Annotated in this window: 14 protein-coding genes; 11 read left to right on the top strand and 3 right to left on the bottom strand. The window is 58.7% G+C overall.

Going from position 1 to position 17,624, the window contains the following annotated elements:
• Positions 1 to 179 precede the first annotated feature (179 nt).
• From RGV06_RS07000 to RGV06_RS06990, 3 genes are read left to right on the top strand one after another with little or no spacing between them, the layout of a single operon-like run.
• On the top strand, positions 180 to 932 hold the full coding sequence (locus RGV06_RS07000) for a 5-oxoprolinase subunit PxpA (protein WP_322149697.1): 753 nt from the start codon (positions 180 to 182) through the stop codon (positions 930 to 932).
• The gene (locus RGV06_RS06995; protein WP_048351527.1) at positions 929 to 1,633 is read left to right on the top strand and encodes a 5-oxoprolinase subunit B family protein; all 705 of its coding nucleotides are present in this window, start codon (positions 929 to 931) and stop codon (positions 1,631 to 1,633) included. Before RGV06_RS07000 ends, RGV06_RS06995 begins: the two co-directional genes overlap by 4 nt.
• Positions 1,630 to 2,547: a biotin-dependent carboxyltransferase family protein gene (locus RGV06_RS06990; RefSeq protein WP_322149694.1), complete on the top strand. Its 918-nt coding sequence runs from the start codon at positions 1,630 to 1,632 to the stop codon at positions 2,545 to 2,547. The genes RGV06_RS06995 and RGV06_RS06990 overlap by 4 nt, the downstream gene beginning before the upstream one ends.
• A 369-nt stretch (positions 2,548 to 2,916) precedes the next feature.
• Here the strand turns inward: RGV06_RS06990 and RGV06_RS06985 are convergent, their stop codons facing one another.
• Positions 2,917 to 4,095: a vWA domain-containing protein gene (locus RGV06_RS06985; RefSeq protein ID WP_322149692.1), complete on the bottom strand. Its 1,179-nt coding sequence runs from the start codon at positions 4,093 to 4,095 to the stop codon at positions 2,917 to 2,919.
• A gap of 21 nt (positions 4,096 to 4,116) precedes the next feature.
• Positions 4,117 to 4,962 carry an AAA family ATPase gene (locus tag RGV06_RS06980; protein ID WP_019828719.1) on the bottom strand — a complete coding sequence of 282 codons (846 nt, stop codon included), beginning with the start codon at positions 4,960 to 4,962 and terminating at the stop codon, positions 4,117 to 4,119.
• Between the two features lie 206 nt (positions 4,963 to 5,168).
• Here RGV06_RS06980 and cysK point away from each other — a divergent pair, with 206 nt between their 5' ends.
• From cysK to RGV06_RS06965, 3 genes are all read left to right on the top strand, one after another.
• Positions 5,169 to 6,143 (top strand): cysteine synthase A, encoded by a 975-nt coding sequence (cysK, locus tag RGV06_RS06975; RefSeq protein ID WP_019828721.1) that lies wholly within the window; start codon positions 5,169 to 5,171, stop codon positions 6,141 to 6,143.
• Between the two features lie 216 nt (positions 6,144 to 6,359).
• Positions 6,360 to 7,298, top strand: a complete 939-nt coding sequence (locus RGV06_RS06970) for an aspartyl/asparaginyl beta-hydroxylase domain-containing protein (RefSeq protein ID WP_019828722.1) — start codon at positions 6,360 to 6,362, stop codon at positions 7,296 to 7,298.
• 324 nt (positions 7,299 to 7,622) lie between these two features.
• Entirely contained in the window at positions 7,623 to 8,486 is an 864-nt protein-coding gene (locus tag RGV06_RS06965; RefSeq protein WP_019828723.1) for a DMT family transporter, read from the top strand.
• A gap of 57 nt (positions 8,487 to 8,543) precedes the next feature.
• On the opposite strand, the gene RGV06_RS06960 is transcribed toward RGV06_RS06965, so the two are convergent.
• On the bottom strand, positions 8,544 to 9,437 hold the full coding sequence (locus tag RGV06_RS06960) for a DMT family transporter (protein ID WP_019828724.1): 894 nt from the start codon (positions 9,435 to 9,437) through the stop codon (positions 8,544 to 8,546).
• A 138-nt stretch (positions 9,438 to 9,575) separates the two neighbouring features.
• Here RGV06_RS06960 and aceK point away from each other — a divergent pair, with 138 nt between their 5' ends.
• The 5 genes from aceK (at position 9,576) to RGV06_RS06935 (ending at position 17,521) form a co-directional block, all read left to right on the top strand.
• Entirely contained in the window at positions 9,576 to 11,297 is a 1,722-nt protein-coding gene (gene aceK / locus RGV06_RS06955) for a bifunctional isocitrate dehydrogenase kinase/phosphatase (protein WP_019828725.1), read from the top strand.
• A 108-nt stretch (positions 11,298 to 11,405) separates the two neighbouring features.
• Positions 11,406 to 15,317: an ATP-dependent RNA helicase HrpA gene (gene hrpA / locus RGV06_RS06950; RefSeq protein WP_322149691.1), complete on the top strand. Its 3,912-nt coding sequence runs from the start codon at positions 11,406 to 11,408 to the stop codon at positions 15,315 to 15,317.
• Between the two features lie 204 nt (positions 15,318 to 15,521).
• On the top strand, positions 15,522 to 16,643 hold the full coding sequence (locus tag RGV06_RS06945; protein WP_019828728.1) for a beta-ketoacyl-ACP synthase III: 1,122 nt from the start codon (positions 15,522 to 15,524) through the stop codon (positions 16,641 to 16,643).
• Between the two features lie 45 nt (positions 16,644 to 16,688).
• Positions 16,689 to 17,300, top strand: coding sequence for an RNA polymerase sigma factor (locus RGV06_RS06940; protein WP_019828729.1), 612 nt, complete (start codon positions 16,689 to 16,691; stop codon positions 17,298 to 17,300).
• The gene (locus tag RGV06_RS06935) at positions 17,294 to 17,521 is read left to right on the top strand and encodes an anti-sigma factor family protein (RefSeq protein ID WP_322149690.1); all 228 of its coding nucleotides are present in this window, start codon (positions 17,294 to 17,296) and stop codon (positions 17,519 to 17,521) included. The genes RGV06_RS06940 and RGV06_RS06935 overlap by 7 nt, the downstream gene beginning before the upstream one ends.
• Positions 17,522 to 17,624: the final 103 nt, after the last annotated feature.

Raw genomic sequence — 17,624 nt, 5'->3', positions numbered from 1 at the left:
TTGTGGGAGCGAGCCTGCTCGCGAAAATCCCCGGCGACTTTCGCGAGCAAGCTCGCTCCCACAGAAGCAATCAACTTTTTTTTATGCCCGAGTCCGGCTTTTATTAGTTGGACGACCGGCGTGCGCCTGTCGAAAAATGGCCCACACCTAAACTATAAAAAGACCACAGGAGCATCATCGTGAGCCGCCTGTTATTGAATTGCGACATTGGTGAGAGTTTCGGCAGCTGGACCATGGGCCTGGATGCCGACGTCATGCCGTTTATCGATTGCGCCAACATTGCTTGCGGTTTTCACGCCGGCGATCCGAGCATCATGCGCAAAACCGTAGCGCTGGCCCTGGCGCACAACGTGAAAATCGGTGCCCACCCGGCGTATCAGGACCTGGCCGGCTTCGGTCGCCGCTCGATGGCCTACTCGCCGCAAGAGCTGCAGGACCTTCTGCACTATCAGATCGGTGCACTGGACGGTATTTGCCGTGCTCAGGGCGCGCGGGTCAGCTACGTCAAACCGCATGGCGCGATGTACAACGACATGATGACCAATCCCGCGCAACTGCGGGCAGTGATTCAGGCCCTGGCCGCTTATGACTCAACGTTGCCGCTGATGCTGATGGCCACGCGGGATAACAGCGCCGCGCAGGCCATCGGTGATGAGTTCGGCGTGACCCTGTGGTTCGAAGCTTTTGCCGACCGGGCTTACGACAGCGCCGGGCGTTTGGTCTCCCGACAGTTGCCGGGTGCCGTGCACCACGAAGCCGATGTCATCGTGCAGCAGGCCCTGACCATCGCGGCGGGCAAGGCTCTGGTTGCCAGTGATGGCAGCGCCTTGCACCTGCACGCCAATACTCTGTGTGTACATGGCGATAACGCCAGTTCAGTGGCTGCGGTGCAGCGTATTCGCGATGCCTTGAGTCAGCAGGCGCAGGCATGAAGCCGCGTATCGAAGTGGTGGCGATCGATTGCTTGATGCTGCGTTTGTTCGATGAGATTGCCGAAGCCAACATGCCCTGGATGCTGGCGGCCAGCGAGCGCCTGCGGGCCAGCTTTGCCGGAAACCTGATCGATCTGGTGCCGTCCTACACCACCCTGATGGTGCATTACGACGGGCTGGCGCTGAGCCCGGTTGAGGCTCGCGAGTTGATCGCCCAGGCGCTGACGGACCTGCGCCCGCAAACCCAAAACCTTGGCCAGTGCCATGTTCTGCCGGTGTGGTACGACTTGAGCGTGGGCCCGGAGCTTACGTTACTGGCCCAGCGCGCAAGTTGCCCGGTAAGTGAAGTTATCCGTCGTCACAGCGCGCATGAGTATCAGGTGTTTGCGCTGGGTTTTGCCCCGGGTTTCGCCTTTATGGGCCTGGTCGAAGAAGCCCTGGCCGCGCCGCGCCTGAATACTCCGCGAAAACGCGTCGCCAGCGGAAGCGTCGGCATTGCCGAGCGCCAGACCGCGGCCTATCCGGCGCAATCCCCCGGTGGCTGGAACCTGGTGGGGCGTACACCCAGCGCACTGTTTGACCGCGAGCGGGATGGCTACAGCCTGATGCAACCCGGCGACACGGTTCGGTTTGAGCCTGTGTCCCGCGCTGAATTCATCCGTCTGGGCGGCGATGACACCCCTCAGGAGGCACTGGCATGAGCCGTTTACTGATTAAGGCCAGCACCCCGTTGTGTCTGTTGCAAGACTGCGGGCGGTTTGGCGTGCGGCATTTGGGCGTGACCCAGGGCGGTGCCGCGGACTGGCTGTCGATGGCGTGGGCAAACTGGCTATTGGGTAATTCGCCGGATGCGGCTGTGATCGAAATCACCCTGGGTGGCTTGAGCCTTGTCGCGCAAGACGATTGCACTCTGGCACTGGCGGGCGCCGACCTTGCGGCCACTGTGGACGGTCAGGTGCTGAAGCCTTGGCGCAGTTTTGCCCTGAAACAAGGCCAGACCCTGACATTAAGCCAGCCGCTGCTCGGTGCCCGGGCTTATCTGGCCGCTCCTGGGGGGATTGCAGCGCCTCAAGTATTGGGCAGCTGCGCCACTGTGGCCCGCGAACAACTGGGCGGACCGGACGGCTTTGGCCGTGGGTTGGCGGCAGGCGATGAACTGAGTTTTGACGGGCATGCGCAGCCGTTGCGCGAACTGGCCAGTGAGCAGCAACCCGTGTTCAGTCCCAACCCCGGGCTGGACGTGGTATTGGGGGCGCAAGTCGGTGCCTTCAGTGGCCAAAGTACGTTTGATGCCTTCAACAGCCCGTGGACACTGGACACCCGTGCCGATCGCATGGGCATCCGTTTACTGGGCCCCGCACTGGTCTATCAAGGTGCACCGATGATTTCAGAAGGGATACCGCTGGGCGCGATTCAAGTACCGCCCGATGGTCAGCCGATTGTGCTGCTCAACGATCGCCAGACCATTGGGGGTTATCCGCGACTGGGGGCATTGACGCCATTGGCGCTGGCGCGACTGGCCCAGTGCTTGCCGGGGGAGGGCGTGGCCCTGCGCCCGACCACGCAAGAGGCTGCGCAGCGTCAGATGGTGGGGTTTATGCAACGGTTCGGCTGAATCACTTTGTAGATACTCTGTTCCAGGTCAAGCCCCAGTGGGAGCGAGCCTGCTCGCGAATGATCTTCGCGAGCAGGCTCGCTCCCACGCTTGAAGTATCTCTGTAGCCGCTGCGCTGCGCTGCGCTGCCCAGCCTGCGGCAGCGGCTTGTATGTTGGCGCTAAACCGTTTTTCGTAGGGTTCTGTGACGTCTGCGATGCATTTTGCTTTTGCTGGAGCCACACGAATGTCCAGACGACGCGAATGCCCAAGACAGTGCCGGAGTGAGGGAACCACCGAGCCTGGGCGAGGCGGCCTACAGGCCGACCTGTTTAGCGAAGCACATTTCTCTAAACAGGCCGGTTGGCAACAGAGTATCTACAAGGTTCATTACTTCGCCAAAAACCGCATCCCGTCTCCCAGCCCCTCAAGGGTCAGCGGGTACATGCGGTCTTCTATCAGGTCACGCACGATCCCGATCGAGGCCGTGTAGTTCCACGTGTCCTTGGGATACGGGTTGATCCAGACCAGTTTTTTGTACTTCTCCATAAAACGCTGCATCCACTTGTAACCCGGCTCTTCGTTCCAGTGCTCGACACTGCCCCCGGCGTGGGTGATTTCGTATGGCCCCATCGCTGCGTCGCCGATAAAAATCACTTTGTAATCGGCCCCGTACTTGTTCAGCAGATCCTGGGTCGAGATGCGCTCAACCTGGCGGCGCTGGTTGTTCTTCCACACCGACTCATAAATGAAGTTGTGAAAGTAGTAGTACTCCAGATGCTTGAACTCGGTCTTGCAGGCCGAAAACAACTCTTCGCAGATCTTCACATGGGAGTCCATCGAGCCGCCGATGTCGAACAGCAACAGCAGCTTGATGTTGTTGCGCCGTTCGGGGCGCATCTGAATGTTCAGCAGGCCAGCGTCCCGTGCGGTGTGGTCGATGGTGCTGTCGATATCCAGCTCCTGCGCCGCGCCCTGGCGGGCAAACTTGCGCAGGCGCCGCAACGCGACCTTGATATTGCGCGTGCCCAGCTCGACCTGATCGTCGAGGTTCTTGTACTCGCGCTGTTCCCAGACTTTGGCGGCCTTGCCCTGTCGCGCCCCCGCATCCCCCACGCGTATGCCCTCAGGGTGATAGCCACCCGAACCGAACGGGCTGGTGCCGCCCGTGCCGATCCATTTGTTGCCACCGGCATGGCGTTCCTTTTGTTCTTCAAGACGTTGCTTGAATGCCTCGATCAGCTTGTCCAGCCCGCCCAGGGACTGGAGTTGCGCGCGGTCTTCGTCGCTCAGCGAGCGCTCGAACTCCTTGCGCAGCCAGTCTTCGGGGATCAGGGCCTCAAGGTGCTCGTTGAGGTTTTGCAAGCCATTGAAGTAGGCGCCAAAGGCCCGGTCGAACTTGTCGAAATGGCGTTCGTCCTTCACCAGAATCGTACGCGTCAGGTAATAAAACTCGTCCATGTCGGCGAAGGTCACGCGGTTTTTCAGGGCGTTGATCAGGTCCAGCAGCTCACGCACTGAAACCGGCACCTTGGCCGCACGCATTTCATTGAACAGATTAAGCAGCATGCTTATCGCCTTCTTGAAAAATCAGCGATTGGGGCGACGGCTCATAAACGCCAGGCGCTCAAGCAATTGCACGTCCTGCTCGTTTTTCACCAGCGCACCGGCCAGGGGCGGAATGGCCTTGGTCGGATCGCGTTCGCGTAATACCGCTTCGCCGATATTGTCGGCCATCAGCAACTTGAGCCAATCCACCAGCTCTGAGGTCGAAGGTTTTTTCTTCAAGCCAGGCACTTTGCGTACGTCGAAAAAGACGTCCAGGGCTTCGCTGACCAGCTCTTTCTTGATGTTCGGGAAGTGAACATCGACGATTTTTTGCAGCGTGGTGCGATCCGGGAAGTTGATGTAGTGGAAGAAGCAGCGACGCAAGAAAGCGTCCGGCAGCTCTTTTTCATTATTGGAGGTAATGATGATGATCGGGCGCACCTTGGCCTTGATCGTTTCATCCGTCTCGTAAACGTAGAACTCCATCTTGTCGAGTTCTTGCAGCAAGTCGTTGGGGAACTCGATGTCGGCCTTGTCGATTTCGTCGATCAGCAGGATGACCCGCTCTTGGGCCTCGAAGGCTTCCCACAACTTGCCCTTTTTCAGGTAATTGCGAACATCGTGCACCTTGTCGACGCCCAGTTGCGAGTCGCGCAGGCGGCTGACAGCATCGTACTCATACAGGCCCTGATGGGCCTTGGTCGTGGACTTGATATGCCAGGTGATCAGCTTGCAGCCAAAGGATTCAGCCAGTTGCTCGGCCAGCATGGTCTTGCCGGTACCAGGCTCGCCCTTGACCAACAGCGGGCGCTCCAGGGTGATAGCTGCGTTGACCGCCAGCTTCAGGTCATCGGTGGCCACATAGGCGCGAGTGCCTTCAAACTTCATTTGCTATTCCTCAAACCATGACCCGGGCCCTGCAAGGGGCAGGGCGGGAGAACTGAAAAGTATGCCCGACTATAACGCGCCGCCCGCCGAACTTGAACGCAGACGCACCATTCAGTCTCTGAATGAAGCGTCACGTCATGACTGGACGCACGGGAACGTGAGGCCTACCCTTGGGATCTTCCCAAAAGGTGCATAAGGACCCCGCCATGAGCCGCATTTTTGCAGATAACGCCCAATCCATCGGTAACACGCCTTTAGTGCAGATCAACAGCATTGCACCCCGTGGCGTGACTATCCTGGCCAAGATCGAAGGCCGTAACCCGGGCTATTCGGTGAAGTGCCGGATCGGCGCCAACATGATCTGGGATGCCGAAAGCCGGGGCTTGCTCAAACCGGGTATGACCATCATCGAGCCGACCTCGGGCAACACCGGTATCGGCCTGGCGTTTGTGGCGGCGGCGCGGGGTTATAAAATGGTGTTGACCATGCCTTCGTCGATGAGCATCGAGCGGCGCAAAGTGCTCAAGGCGCTGGGCGCCGAGTTGGTGCTGACGGAGCCCGCGAAGGGCATGAAAGGCGCCATCGAAAAGGCCACCGAGATCCAGGCCAGCGATCCCGCGCAATACTATATGCCACAACAATTCGAAAACCCGGCCAACCCGGCGATTCACGAGAAGACCACCGGCCCGGAAATCTGGAACGACACCGATGGCGGGGTTGATGTGCTGGTTTCTGGCGTCGGTACCGGCGGTACGATTACCGGCGTTTCGCGCTATATCAAACACACCCAGGGCAAGCCGATCCTGTCGGTTGCGGTCGAGCCTATCACCTCGCCGGTGATCACTCAGTCGCTGGCAGGGGAAGAAATCAAACCTTCTCCCCACAAGATCCAGGGCATCGGCGCCGGTTTTGTACCGAAAAACCTCGACCTGTCGATCCTCGACAAAGTTGAACTGGTCAGCGATGACGAGTCCAAGGCCATGGCCCTGCGCCTGATGCAGGAAGAGGGCATTTTGTGCGGTATCTCCAGTGGCGCGGCCATGGCCGTGGCGGTACGTCTGGCAGAGACCCCGGAAATGCAAGGCAAAACCATCGTCGTGATCCTCCCCGACTCGGGTGAGCGCTACTTGTCGAGCTTTCTGTTCAGCGACATGTTCAGCGAGCAGGAGCTGCACCAGTAACACACTACGCTGTAGCCGCTTGCGCCAGCGGCTACAGTTTTTGGCTGACCCACATCAAGCCTCTTTCTCACGGCTTATGCTAAAAAAGCGCTGTTACGTATTACTTAAGACTGATTGTTGGAATACGCGGGTTTTGTCCTGCGCCGGTAGTGTTTATCATGGCCGGCTGCCACGTCGGGCTATTGGTGCCGCACGGTATTTTCGAGGAGTTGTTGCATGACCTTATCCTTCGCCATCAAGGCCGGGCTCATACTGCTGTTTGTCGGCAGCATCCTTTACGTGCATTTTCGCGGCAAGGCACGGTTGCCGGTGTTACGTCAGTTCGTCAACCACTCAGCGTTCTTTGCACCCTACAACGCCTTGATGTACCTGTTCTCCGGCGTGCCGTCCAAGCCGTACCTGGACCGCAGCAAGTTTCCCGAGCTGGATGTCCTCAAGGACAACTGGCAAGCGATCCGCGAAGAAGCCATGCATCTGTTCGATGAAGGCTATATTCGCGCCGCAGAAAAAAACAACGACGCCGGCTTTGGCTCGTTCTTCAAAAAAGGCTGGAAGCGTTTTTACCTCAAGTGGTACGACAAAGCGCTGCCATCGGCCGAGTTGCTGTGCCCAAAAACCGTTGAGCTGGTCAACAGCATCCCCAATGTCAAAGGCGCAATGTTTGCCTTGCTGCCGGGCGGCAGTCACCTCAATCCGCACCGTGACCCGTTTGCCGGATCGCTGCGTTATCACCTGGGGCTGTCGACTCCCAACTCGGATGCCTGCCGTATTTTCGTCGATGGCGAGGAGTACGCATGGCGCGATGGTGAAGACGTGATGTTCGACGAGACCTATGTGCATTGGGTCAAGAATGAAACCGACATCACTCGGGTCATCCTGTTTTGCGATATCGAACGACCGCTCTCCAGCCCCTTCATGACCCGCGTCAACCGCTGGGTCAGCGCACAACTGGGCAAAGCCACGGCGCCGCAGAACCTCGATGACGAGCGCGTAGGCGGGATCAACAAGGCCTATGCCTGGAGCAAAACCTTCAGCGACCGCTTCAGCGGCGTGGTCAAGCAGTGGAAGCGCCGTAATCCCAAGCTGTACCGCATCGCCCGCCCGATCCTGGCCGTGCTGGTGCTGGTAGTGCTATGGCGGTGGTTGTTCGGTTAAGTCGTTGCAATTTGTATCGGGCGCTGGTTATAGTCGGCGCTCGTTAATCCTCTTCAAAAAGATCAGCCCATGCCGGTTTCCTTTGCACATTGCGTCGTCGATTCAGCAGTCACTGCTGGCGTCGTGCCGTGCGGGAACCAACAGCCTGCGCAGATCAGTCACTACCCCCCTCCTGTCAGCCGCACTGTGGCGTACGTCGCCGTATCGCCACCGGGTGTTGTTGCGGGCTGAGCTGATCGTTCGGCTGCCCGTACCCGTCTAAAAAACCATTGAACTTCAGCTTCGGCTGAGTCGGCTTTTTTTGCCTGATGACAGGTGCTTTCCATGTTTTTGATTTCTAAAGAGTCCGCGATGGCGGCTGCTTCCACGTGTCTGTTCGTACTGCTGTGGAGCAGCGGTGCGATTTTCTCCAAGTGGGGGCTGGCTCACGCCTCGCCCTTTGCCTTTTTGTTGATGCGTTTCGCCATCGCCCTGATGGCATTGGTGCTGATCATTCCGTTGATGAAGTTTCAGATGCCCCGTGGCGTCAGGGCGATCAGTTATGCCATGGCTACGGGTGTGGTGTTGCTGGCCGCTTACCAGATCTTTTATCTGCTGGCGCTGGACCTGAAAGTAACCCCCGGAGTGATGGCCACCGTTATGGGCGTGCAGCCGATTCTCACGGCTGTGATCATGGAGCGTAAACACTCCTTCAGCCGTTCCCTCGGGTTGTTGCTGGGGCTTGCCGGGCTGGTTCTGGTGGTGTACCAGAGCATCGGTCTGGCGGGGTTGTCGTGGGCCGGGATGTTGTTTGCCCTGTTGGCACTTGCCAGCATGACGGCAGGGACTTTGATGCAAAAACGCATCACCCAGAACCCGCTGGGCACGCTGCCGTTGCAATACCTTGCCGGTTTGCTGGTGTGCGCGGTGTTTGTGCCGTTCCAGCCGTTTCACTTCGAACACAGTGCCGGCTTTGTGGTGCCGGTGTTGTGGATGGGGCTGGTGGTGTCGGTGCTGGCAACCTTGCTGCTGTACCGGATGATTGCCAGGGGCAATCTGGTCAACGTCACCAGCCTGTTCTATCTGGTTCCCGCCGTGACCGCGATCATGGACTACCTGTTTTTCGGCAATAAACTGGCAGCGTTAAGTGTGCTCGGGATGGCCATGATTATCGTCGGGCTGATGTTTGTGTTCCGTAAAACCCGCTGAGTAAACCAAGACCCGTAGCAGCCTTCGTACCTCGGCAGCTGCTACGGGTGGAAAGGCTCAGGCTGGCTGTCTGGCCGTTGGCTTGAGCACCAGCCACAGCGCCACAGCGATCAGCAGCCCGCCATACAGGTGGGCCATCGACAGCGGCTCACCCAGGAACAGCGCGCCCCATAGCACGCCAAACGGCGGGATCATAAACGTCACGGTCATGGATTTGACCGGGCCAATGCTGGTCAGTAAACGGAAGTACAGGATGTAGGCAAACGCCGTACACACCAGGCCCAGCCCCAGCAACGATAACCACACACTCATTCCGCCCCAGCTCACGGGTGGCTGATTCATCACGCTCAGCCCAAACAGCGGCAACAGGAACAGGGTTGCACCCAGCATGCTGCCCAGCGCCGAAAGCCGTGGGTCAAGACCGCCTTGCTGATCCAGCCAGCGGCGCGCCAGAAAGCCGGCAAAGCCATAAAAGGTGGTAGCCAGCAGGCAGGCGAGGGCGCCCATCAGCAAGTCCATATTGAAAGCAACTGGCCCGGCCCGGGTCAAAATACCGACACCGAGCAACCCCAGAAATACCCCGGCCATTTTGGTCAGGGTCAGTTTTTCGCTGAAAAACAGCCCGCCAATCAACACGCCCATCAACGGGGTGGTCGCGTTGAAAATGGACGAGTAACCGGCAGGCAATACCTGAGCCGCCACTGAATAGAGGGTGGCCGGAACCCCGGAGTTGATCACCCCCAGAATCAGAATGACCTTGAGCTTGCCACCGAAATCCCAGCGCACGCGCATCAGCGCCAGAATAACCACCAGGCCGGTAGCGGCGATGGAGACCCGAAAGAATGCGGTAGGAATAGTCCCCAGTACTGGTGCAATGATCCGCATAAACAGAAAGCTGGCGCCCCAAATGCCTGCCAGCGACAGCATGCGCACCAAATCGACAAGTCTCACGGGATTTTCCTTACAAGGTTTAAGCCGCGCAGTGTAGGGGATGCTGCGCGCAAGGCAATGGTTGCGCCTGCTAACAATTGGCCACTAAGCTCAGGCGTGTAATAAAACCCTCACCGACAGCTGTGCAGAGGTTCCACCATGCCCCACTCCTGGCCGGCGGCCGCTATTGCTCAGATGATCCTCGATGGCTTCGATGATTACCGCGAGCACTTTCGCCAGATCACCGAAGGCGCCCGTGCCCGGTTTGAAGGGGCGTTGTGGCAAGCCGCACAGCTTGCCTCGGCCGCACGGATCAATCTGTACGAGCATAAAGTCAGTGAAATCAGCCAGGCTTTGCGCAGCACCTTTGCCGGTCAGGATTTGCTGGATGCTGATCAATGGCCGCGGGTCAAAAGTGCTTATATCCGGCTTATAGATTTGCGCTTTGACGATGAGCTGGCCGAGACCTGGTACAACTCGACCTTTTGCAGCCTGTTCAGTCATGACCTGATCAGCGATGGCTGTATGTTTATTCACACCACCCGACCCGCTTTGCGTCAGGCCCGCGCCGCGCAAACCCGCACCTATCGGCCTGCCGGGCAATTGAATCAGGCGCTGGCGCAAATTTTTTCCGACTTTGCCTTCGATGAGCCTTACGCCAACTTGCCGGGCGACCTGCACCGGCTCGAAACCCTCTTGCGCGAAAACCTGCCGGATTGGGTGTGTAAAGACCCGCAGTTGAGCATCGAGCTGTTTTCGTCAGTGCTTTACCGCAACAAGGGTGCGTATCTGGTGGGGCGTCTATATACACGCGACGAGCAATGGCCGTTGGCGATCGCTTTGCTGCACCGTGAAGGTCAGGGGGTCCAGATCGATGCGCTGATCACCGACGAGGCCGAAGTGTCGATCATCTTTTCGTTCACCCGCTCGTATTTCATGGTGGATGTGCCGGTGCCTGCAGAGTTCATCGGCTTTCTCAAGCGCATCCTGCCCGGCAAGCATGTGGCGGAGCTGTACACCTCGATCGGCTTTTACAAACACGGCAAGTCCGAGTTTTACCGGGCGCTTATCAATCACCTGGCGACCACCGACGACCGCTTTGTCATGGCGCCCGGGGTGCGCGGCATGGTCATGACGGTGTTCACCCTGCCAGGGTTCAACACGGTGTTCAAACTGATCAAGGACCGCTTTTCACCGTCGAAAAACGTCAGTCGCGCCACGGTGATTGAAAAGTACCGACTGGTAAAAAGTGTCGACCGGGTAGGGCGCATGGCCGATACCCAGGAGTTCGCCGACTTTCGCTTCCCGTTGAGCAAATTCGAGCCCGAGTGCTTGGCCGAGTTGCTGGAAGTCGCGCCTTCAACCGTGGTGGTTGAAGGCGATAACGTATTGATTCGCCACTGCTGGACCGAGCGACGCATGACTCCGCTCAATCTGTATCTGGAAAACGCCAACAGCGCGCAAATCCGCGAAGCGCTGGACGATTACGGGCTGGCGATCAAGCAACTGGCTGCGGCCAACATTTTTCCCGGTGACATGCTGCTGAAAAACTTCGGTGTCACCCGCCATGGGCGCGTGGTGTTCTATGACTACGACGAAATCTGTTACCTGACCGAGGCCAACTTCCGACATATCCCGCAGCCGCGGACCCCTGAAGACGAAATGGCCAGTGAGCCCTGGTACTCCATCGGCCCGTTGGACGTGTTCCCCGAAGAGTTTCCGCCGTTCCTGTTCGCCGATGCAGGGCAGCGCCGCCTGTTTAACGAGCTGCACGGCGAAATCTACGACGCCGATTACTGGAAAAGCCTGCAAGCGGCGATTTTGGAGGGCAAGGTGATTGATGTGTTTCCCTACAGGCGCAAGGGACTGGACGCAGCCTGATGATTGTGTGGGCGCGGGCATGCCCGCGCCCACCGTTATCCCCGTGTCTGTAGAGCCCAAATCTGCGACAATCCGCCCCCTGCATTTACGAAGAATTCTGCGTACCTGATGACTGACGAATCGCCTGCTATCGACCAACTGTTGAAAAACCTTGATCAAGCCATGATTGCCGATCGCCATAAGCTGCGGCGGCAACTGCATGAGCTGCGCAAAAAGCCTGACGAGGCCAAGCTGGCCGTCTGGGCCGAGCGGGTGCAGGCGTCCTGTGCGCAGGTGACCGCGCGGGCGGCCAGTGTGCCGTTGATTCGCTATGACGAAAACCTGCCGATTGCCGCCAAGCGCGATGAGATCAAGGCCGCATTGCTCAAGCATCAGGTGCTGATTCTGGCGGGTGAGACCGGTTCGGGCAAAACCACCCAGTTGCCGAAAATCTGCCTTGAAATCGGCCGTGGTCAGCACGGCCTGATCGGCCACACCCAGCCACGCCGGATTGCTGCGCGCAGTGTCGCGAGCCGTGTGGCCGAAGAACTGGGTACGCCCCTGGGTGCGTTGGTCGGCTATCAGGTACGGTTTGAGGATCAGAGCGACTCCAATACCCTGGTCAAGCTGATGACCGACGGTATCCTGCTGGCCGAAACCCAGCACGACCGCTATCTCGAACGCTATGACACGATCATCGTCGACGAAGCCCACGAACGCAGCCTGAACATCGACTTCCTGCTGGGCTATCTGAAGATTCTGCTGCCGCGCCGTCCAGACCTGAAAGTCATCATCACTTCGGCGACCATCGATCTGGAGCGCTTCTCCAAACACTTCAATGACGCACCCATCGTCGAAGTGTCGGGCCGTACCTTCCCGGTCGAAACCTGGTATCGCCCGCTGACCTCCGAGCAGGACGAAGAGGGCAACAACGTCGAAGAAGACCTGAGTGTCGATCAGGCCATCATTGCCACCCTGGACGAGATTGCAGCCTTCGAACGCAGCGAGCGCAAAAGCCCGGGCGACGTGCTGGTGTTTCTGCCCGGAGAGCGCGAGATTCGCGATGCCGCCGACATGCTGCGCAAGGCCCAGCTCAAGCACACCGAAATCCTGCCTTTGTATGCGCGGCTGTCACCTGCCGAACAACAGCGGATTTTCCAGTCCCACCCGGGGCGCCGTGTGGTGCTGGCCACCAACGTGGCCGAAACGTCGCTGACGGTGCCTGGTATTCGCTATGTGATCGACAGTGGTACTGCACGTATCAGCCGTTACAGCTATCGGGCCAAAGTGCAGCGTTTGCCGATCGAGGCGATCTCCCAGGCCAGTGCCAACCAGCGCAAAGGCCGTTGTGGTCGAGTCGAGCCCGGGATTTGCGTACGTTTGTACGCTGAAGAAGACTTTAACGGTCGCCCGGAGTTTACCGATCCGGAGATTTTGCGTACCAACCTTGCGGCAGTAATCCTGCAGATGCTGCACTTGCGTCTGGGCGAGATTACGGCGTTTCCGTTTATCGAGCCGCCAGATGGCAAGGCGATCACCGACGGATTCAACCTGCTGCAAGAGTTGTCGGCAGTGAACCGTGAAAATCAGCTGACCCCGCTGGGACGCCAGCTGGCGCGCTTGCCGGTGGACCCGCGCATGGGTCGCATGCTGCTCGAAGCCGCCAAGCTGGGCAGCTTGCAGGAAGTGTTGATTGTCGCCAGTGCGATGTCGGTGCAAGACCCGCGTGAACGTCCTCCTGAGCGTCAACAAGCGGCGGATCAGGCCCGCGCACAATGGAAAGATGTTGACTCCGATTTCGCTGGTTTGATCAACGTCTGGCGTGGTTTTGAAGAGCAACGCCAGGCCCTGACAGCCAGCCCGTTGCGCAACTGGTGTCGCAAGAACTTCCTCAATTACCTGCGGTTGCGCGAGTGGCGCGATTCCCACCGTCAGTTGAGCCTGATCTGCCGTGACATGCAGCTCACGGTCAACCAAGAGCCGGCCGACTACCCGAAATTGCACAAGGCGGTGCTGTCCGGTTTGCTGAGCCAGATCGGTCAAAAAACCGAAGACGGCGATTACCTGGGCGCGCGTCAGCGCCGGTTCTGGATTCATCCTTCCTCTGGCCTGGGTAAAAAACGCCCGCAGTGGTTGATGACTGCTGAACTGGTAGAAACCACCAAGCTGTATGCGCGCATGGTGGCCAAGATCGAACCTGACTGGATCGAGCCGCTGGCCGGGCATTTGATCAAAAAGAATTATTTCGAACCCCATTGGGAGAAGAAACGCGGGCAAGTGGTGGCTTACGAGCAAATCACGTTGTTCGGCCTGATCGTGGTCGGCCGCCGTGCCGTGCACTACGGGCCGATTGACCCCGTGTTGTCCCGTGAGCTGTTTATCCGAGAAGGGCTGGTGCGAGGCGAGATTCAGTCCCGTGCCAAGTGCCTGACTGCCAATGCGCAGTTGCTGGAGCAGCTCGACGAGCTGGAGGCCAAGGCCCGTCGTCGGGATATCCTGGCCGACGAAGAAACCCTGTATGCGTTCTATGACGCCCGTCTGCCCGCCGAGATTCATCAAACCGCGACCTTTGACAGCTGGTACCGGGTTAACAGTCAGAAAGACCCGCAGCTGTTGATCATGCGCGAAGAAGACGTGCTGGCCCGCGAAGCCACTGAAATCACCGCCAGGCATTATCCGGACACTCTGCACTTGGGTGATTTGACCCTTGAGCTGAGCTATCACTTTGAGCCCAACCACCCCCGTGACGGGGTGACGGTCAAGGTGCCTGCGCCGCTGCTGCCGGTATTGCCGCCCGAGCGCCTGGAATGGCTGGTGCCCGGCATGATCGAAGCCAAGTGCATTGCTCTGGTGCGCAGTTTGCCCAAGGCGTTGCGCAAAAACTTTGTACCGGTGCCTGACTTCATCAAGGCGGCCCTGGAGCGCATGGAGTTTGCTCAAGGTTCACTGCCGCAGACCCTGGGCCGAGAACTGCTGCGCATGACGGGCGCACGGGTGAGTGACGAGGCGTGGGCAGAAGCCGCGCTGCAGGTCGAGAATCACCTGAAGATGAACATTGAAGTGGTCGACGCGGACGGCAAGTTCCTGGGCGAAGGCCGTGATCTGGCCGAGTTGACGGCGCGCTTCGCCCAGGCCAGCCAGGCGGCACTGGCCGTACCGCAAACAGCCAAGAACCAGCTGCCGGTCGAGGCCAAGGTGTTCGCCCCGGTTGCCGAAAAGACCCAGCAGAAGATCGCGGGCCTGTCGATGACGGTTTACCCGGCGCTGGTGGAAGAGGGCAACACGGTCAAGGAAGGACGCTTTTCGACCCCGGCCGAGGCTGAGTATCAGCATCGCCGTGCGTTGCAGCGTTTGTTGATGCAACAACTGGCTGAACCCGCGAAGTTCCTGCGCGGCAAATTGCCGGGGCTGACCGAGCTGGGCTTGCTATACCGCGAACTGGGCCGGGTTGAAAGCCTGGTTGAGGACATTCTGCTGGCCAGCCTCGACAGCTGCATCCTTGAAGGCGAAGCGGTATTGCCCCGTGATGGCGCCGGGCTGGCATCGCTTGCCGAGCGCAAGCGTGGTGCCTGGACCGAGCATGCGGAAAAACTGGCCAGACTGACGCTGGATATCCTCAAGCTTTGGCACGGTCTGCAAAAGCGTTTCAAGGGCAAGATCGATCTGGCCCAGGCCGTTGCCCTGAATGACATCAAGCAGCAGTTGAGCCACCTGGTGTATCCGGGGTTTGTCCGCGAAACTCCGGCCCTGTGGCTCAAGGAGCTGCCGCGCTACCTCAAGGCGATAGAAATGCGCCTCGAAAAACTGCCGGGCCAGGTGCAGAAAGACCGGGTCTGGAGTGGTGAGCTCAGCGGGTTGTGGGCGCAGTATCAAGCCCGTGCCACCAAGCATGCCCAGGAAGGCAAACGCGACCCGCAGCTTGAGCTGTACCGCTGGTGGCTGGAGGAATACCGCGTATCGTTGTTCGGCCAGCAACTGGGCACCAAGGTGCCTATTTCGGACAAGCGCCTGAGCAAGCAGTGGAGTGCGGTGGACGCATAGAGGCCACTGATAGCGGGATGCCTTGTTACCGGCCAAGGCCCCCTGTGGGAGCGAGCCTGCTCGCGAAAGATCTTCGCGAGCAGGCTCGCTCCCACAGTTTAAGTTTCTGCAGTGGCGCTCATCGCGCGTGCAAATGACGCCAAATGCTGGCGTTTATGGCAAACTTCGCGGCTATCGAACCTGAATACCTATAGAGGAACGACCGTGCATAACGTCGTCATCAGCGGCACCGGCCTGTATACCCCGGCCAACAGCATCTCCAACGAAGAGCTGGTGCAGTCTTTCAATACCTACGTGCAACAGTTCAATGCGGACAACGCCGCGGCTATCGAGGCCGGTGAAATCCAGCCTCTGGCCGAATCGAGCGCTGCATTTATTGAAAAAGCATCGGGCATCAAAAGCCGGTTTGTGATGGACAAGGACGGCATCCTCGACCCACAACGCATGCGCCCGCACTTGTCGGCCCGCAGCAACGACGAAATGTCCGTGCTCTGCGAAATGGCCGTTGGCGCCGCCAAACAGGCGCTGGAACGAGCGGGCAAAACAGCTGCCGACATCGACGGCGTGATTGTGGCGTGCTCTAACCTGCAACGTCCGTACCCTGCGATTGCCATTGAAGTGCAACACGCGCTGGGTATCCAGGGTTTTGGTTTTGACATGAACGTGGCCTGTTCTTCGGCAACCTTCGGCATCCAGACCGCCAGCAACAGCGTCCAGTTGGGGCAAGCCCGCGCAGTGCTGCTGATCAGCCCTGAAGTGTGCACCGGCCACTTGAACTTCCGTGACCGTGACAGCCACTTCATCTTTGGTGATGCGGCGACTGCGGTGGTTGTCGAGCGCGCAGATCTGGCGACGTCCGAGCATCAGTTCGATATCGTCAGCACCAAATTGCTGACCACGTTCTCCAACAACATCCGCAACAACTTCGGTTTCCTTAACCGTGCTTCTGACGAGCCTGCCGACAGCCCGGACAAACTGTTCGTTCAAGAAGGCCGCAAGGTATTCCGCGACGTGTGCCCGATGGTGGCTGAACTGATCGGTCAGCATCTGCAAGAAAACCAGCTGGACGTGGAACAGGTGAAGCGGTTTTGGCTGCACCAGGCCAACCTGAGCATGAACCACTTGATCGTGCGCAAGCTGCTGGGGCGCGAAGCTTCGATCGAAGAAGCACCGGTCATTCTCGACACCTACGCCAACACCAGTTCGGCCGGTTCTGTTATTGCTTTTCACACGTATCAGGATGATCTGCCAAGCGGTGCGCTGGCGGTACTCAGCTCGTTCGGTGCAGGTTATTCGATCGGCAGTGTGATTTTGCGCAAGCGTTAATCGACAACTCCCCGCTCCCACAGACTCCAGGCAGACGAGGTATCCATGTCAGTTGCTGACGACTCTCAACTGCTCAAGCGTCTGTTGGCGGGCGAGCAATCGGCTTTTCGCGAGTTGGTCACTACCTACCAAAGTGCCATGCGTGCAGTGGCTTATGCCATCGTCGGCAGCCGTCATGCCGATGAAGCCGTGCAAGATGCGTGGCTGTCAGTTGTACGCAATCTGGCCGGATTCGAAGGTCGCTCCAGCCTCAAGACCTGGCTGCTGACCATCACCGCCAACTCGGCGAAAAACCGCTACAAGCAAAATCGCCGCGAAGTGTTGCTCGACGATCTACCCTCGCCCCACGGCACCATCGATGACGACCGGTTCAGCGGCGATGGCCACTGGTTGCTGGCGCCGTTTGCCTGGCATCAAGACACGCCTGAAGCCTTGCTCACAGAAGATGAATTGCGTGAATGCCTGGAGCACACGATGCTCAGCCTGCCGCAGTTACAAAGCAGTGTGCTGCTGTTGCGCGAGCGCCAGGGGCTGGAGCTGGAGGAGATTTGTAATTTACTGGAGATATCGCTCTCTAATGCTCGAGTGCTGGTGCATCGAGCCCGGCTTAAAGTCTTTGCCACTGTGGAGCATTTCGAGGAAACCGGCGAATGTTGACCTGCAAACAGCAAGTAGCACGCTCAAGCGACTATCTGGATGGCCAGCTGAGTTTCCGTGAGCGGCTGTTGGTGCGTCATCACCTGATGTTTTGTGCGAACTGCCGACGTTTTATCAAGCACATGCGCTTGATGAGCGTCACGTTGAAAAAGCTTCCCGAACCGTTGCCCGCAGACCTTGAGCAAACAGTTGAGCGGATGATGCGCGAGCAATCGCGCTAAAGAAGGGGCAAGAGCGAGGCTGCCGTCGGTGGATGTCAGGGGGGCCGACGCCAACCTCGCTTTGCTTTCAGACACAAGACGCCGAATAAGTTCGGCGTCCTGT

The organism is Pseudomonas sp. CCI3.1 (assembly GCF_034313985.1).
GTDB classification, from domain to species: Bacteria; Pseudomonadota; Gammaproteobacteria; order Pseudomonadales; family Pseudomonadaceae; genus Aquipseudomonas; species Aquipseudomonas psychrophila.
Note: the sequence above shows the minus strand (reverse complement) of the source record. Positions and strands in the feature narration are given on the sequence as shown.

What these genes read in the sequence shown, in the direction of transcription:
- RGV06_RS06995 (WP_048351527.1), top strand. Translation starts at nt 929, where the DNA reads ATGAAGCCGCGTATCGAAGTGGTGGCGATCGATTGCTTGATGCTGCGT.
- RGV06_RS06990 (WP_322149694.1), top strand. Translation starts at nt 1,630, where the DNA reads ATGAGCCGTTTACTGATTAAGGCCAGCACCCCGTTGTGTCTGTTGCAA.
- RGV06_RS06985 (WP_322149692.1), bottom strand. Translation starts at nt 4,095, where the DNA reads ATGCTGCTTAATCTGTTCAATGAAATGCGTGCGGCCAAGGTGCCGGTT.
- RGV06_RS06980 (WP_019828719.1), bottom strand. Translation starts at nt 4,962, where the DNA reads ATGAAGTTTGAAGGCACTCGCGCCTATGTGGCCACCGATGACCTGAAG.
- cysK (WP_019828721.1), top strand. Translation starts at nt 5,169, where the DNA reads ATGAGCCGCATTTTTGCAGATAACGCCCAATCCATCGGTAACACGCCT.
- RGV06_RS06970 (WP_019828722.1), top strand. Translation starts at nt 6,360, where the DNA reads ATGACCTTATCCTTCGCCATCAAGGCCGGGCTCATACTGCTGTTTGTC.
- RGV06_RS06965 (WP_019828723.1), top strand. Translation starts at nt 7,623, where the DNA reads ATGTTTTTGATTTCTAAAGAGTCCGCGATGGCGGCTGCTTCCACGTGT.
- aceK (WP_019828725.1), top strand. Translation starts at nt 9,576, where the DNA reads ATGCCCCACTCCTGGCCGGCGGCCGCTATTGCTCAGATGATCCTCGAT.
- hrpA (WP_322149691.1), top strand. Translation starts at nt 11,406, where the DNA reads ATGACTGACGAATCGCCTGCTATCGACCAACTGTTGAAAAACCTTGAT.
- RGV06_RS06940 (WP_019828729.1), top strand. Translation starts at nt 16,689, where the DNA reads ATGTCAGTTGCTGACGACTCTCAACTGCTCAAGCGTCTGTTGGCGGGC.
- RGV06_RS06935 (WP_322149690.1), top strand. Translation starts at nt 17,294, where the DNA reads ATGTTGACCTGCAAACAGCAAGTAGCACGCTCAAGCGACTATCTGGAT.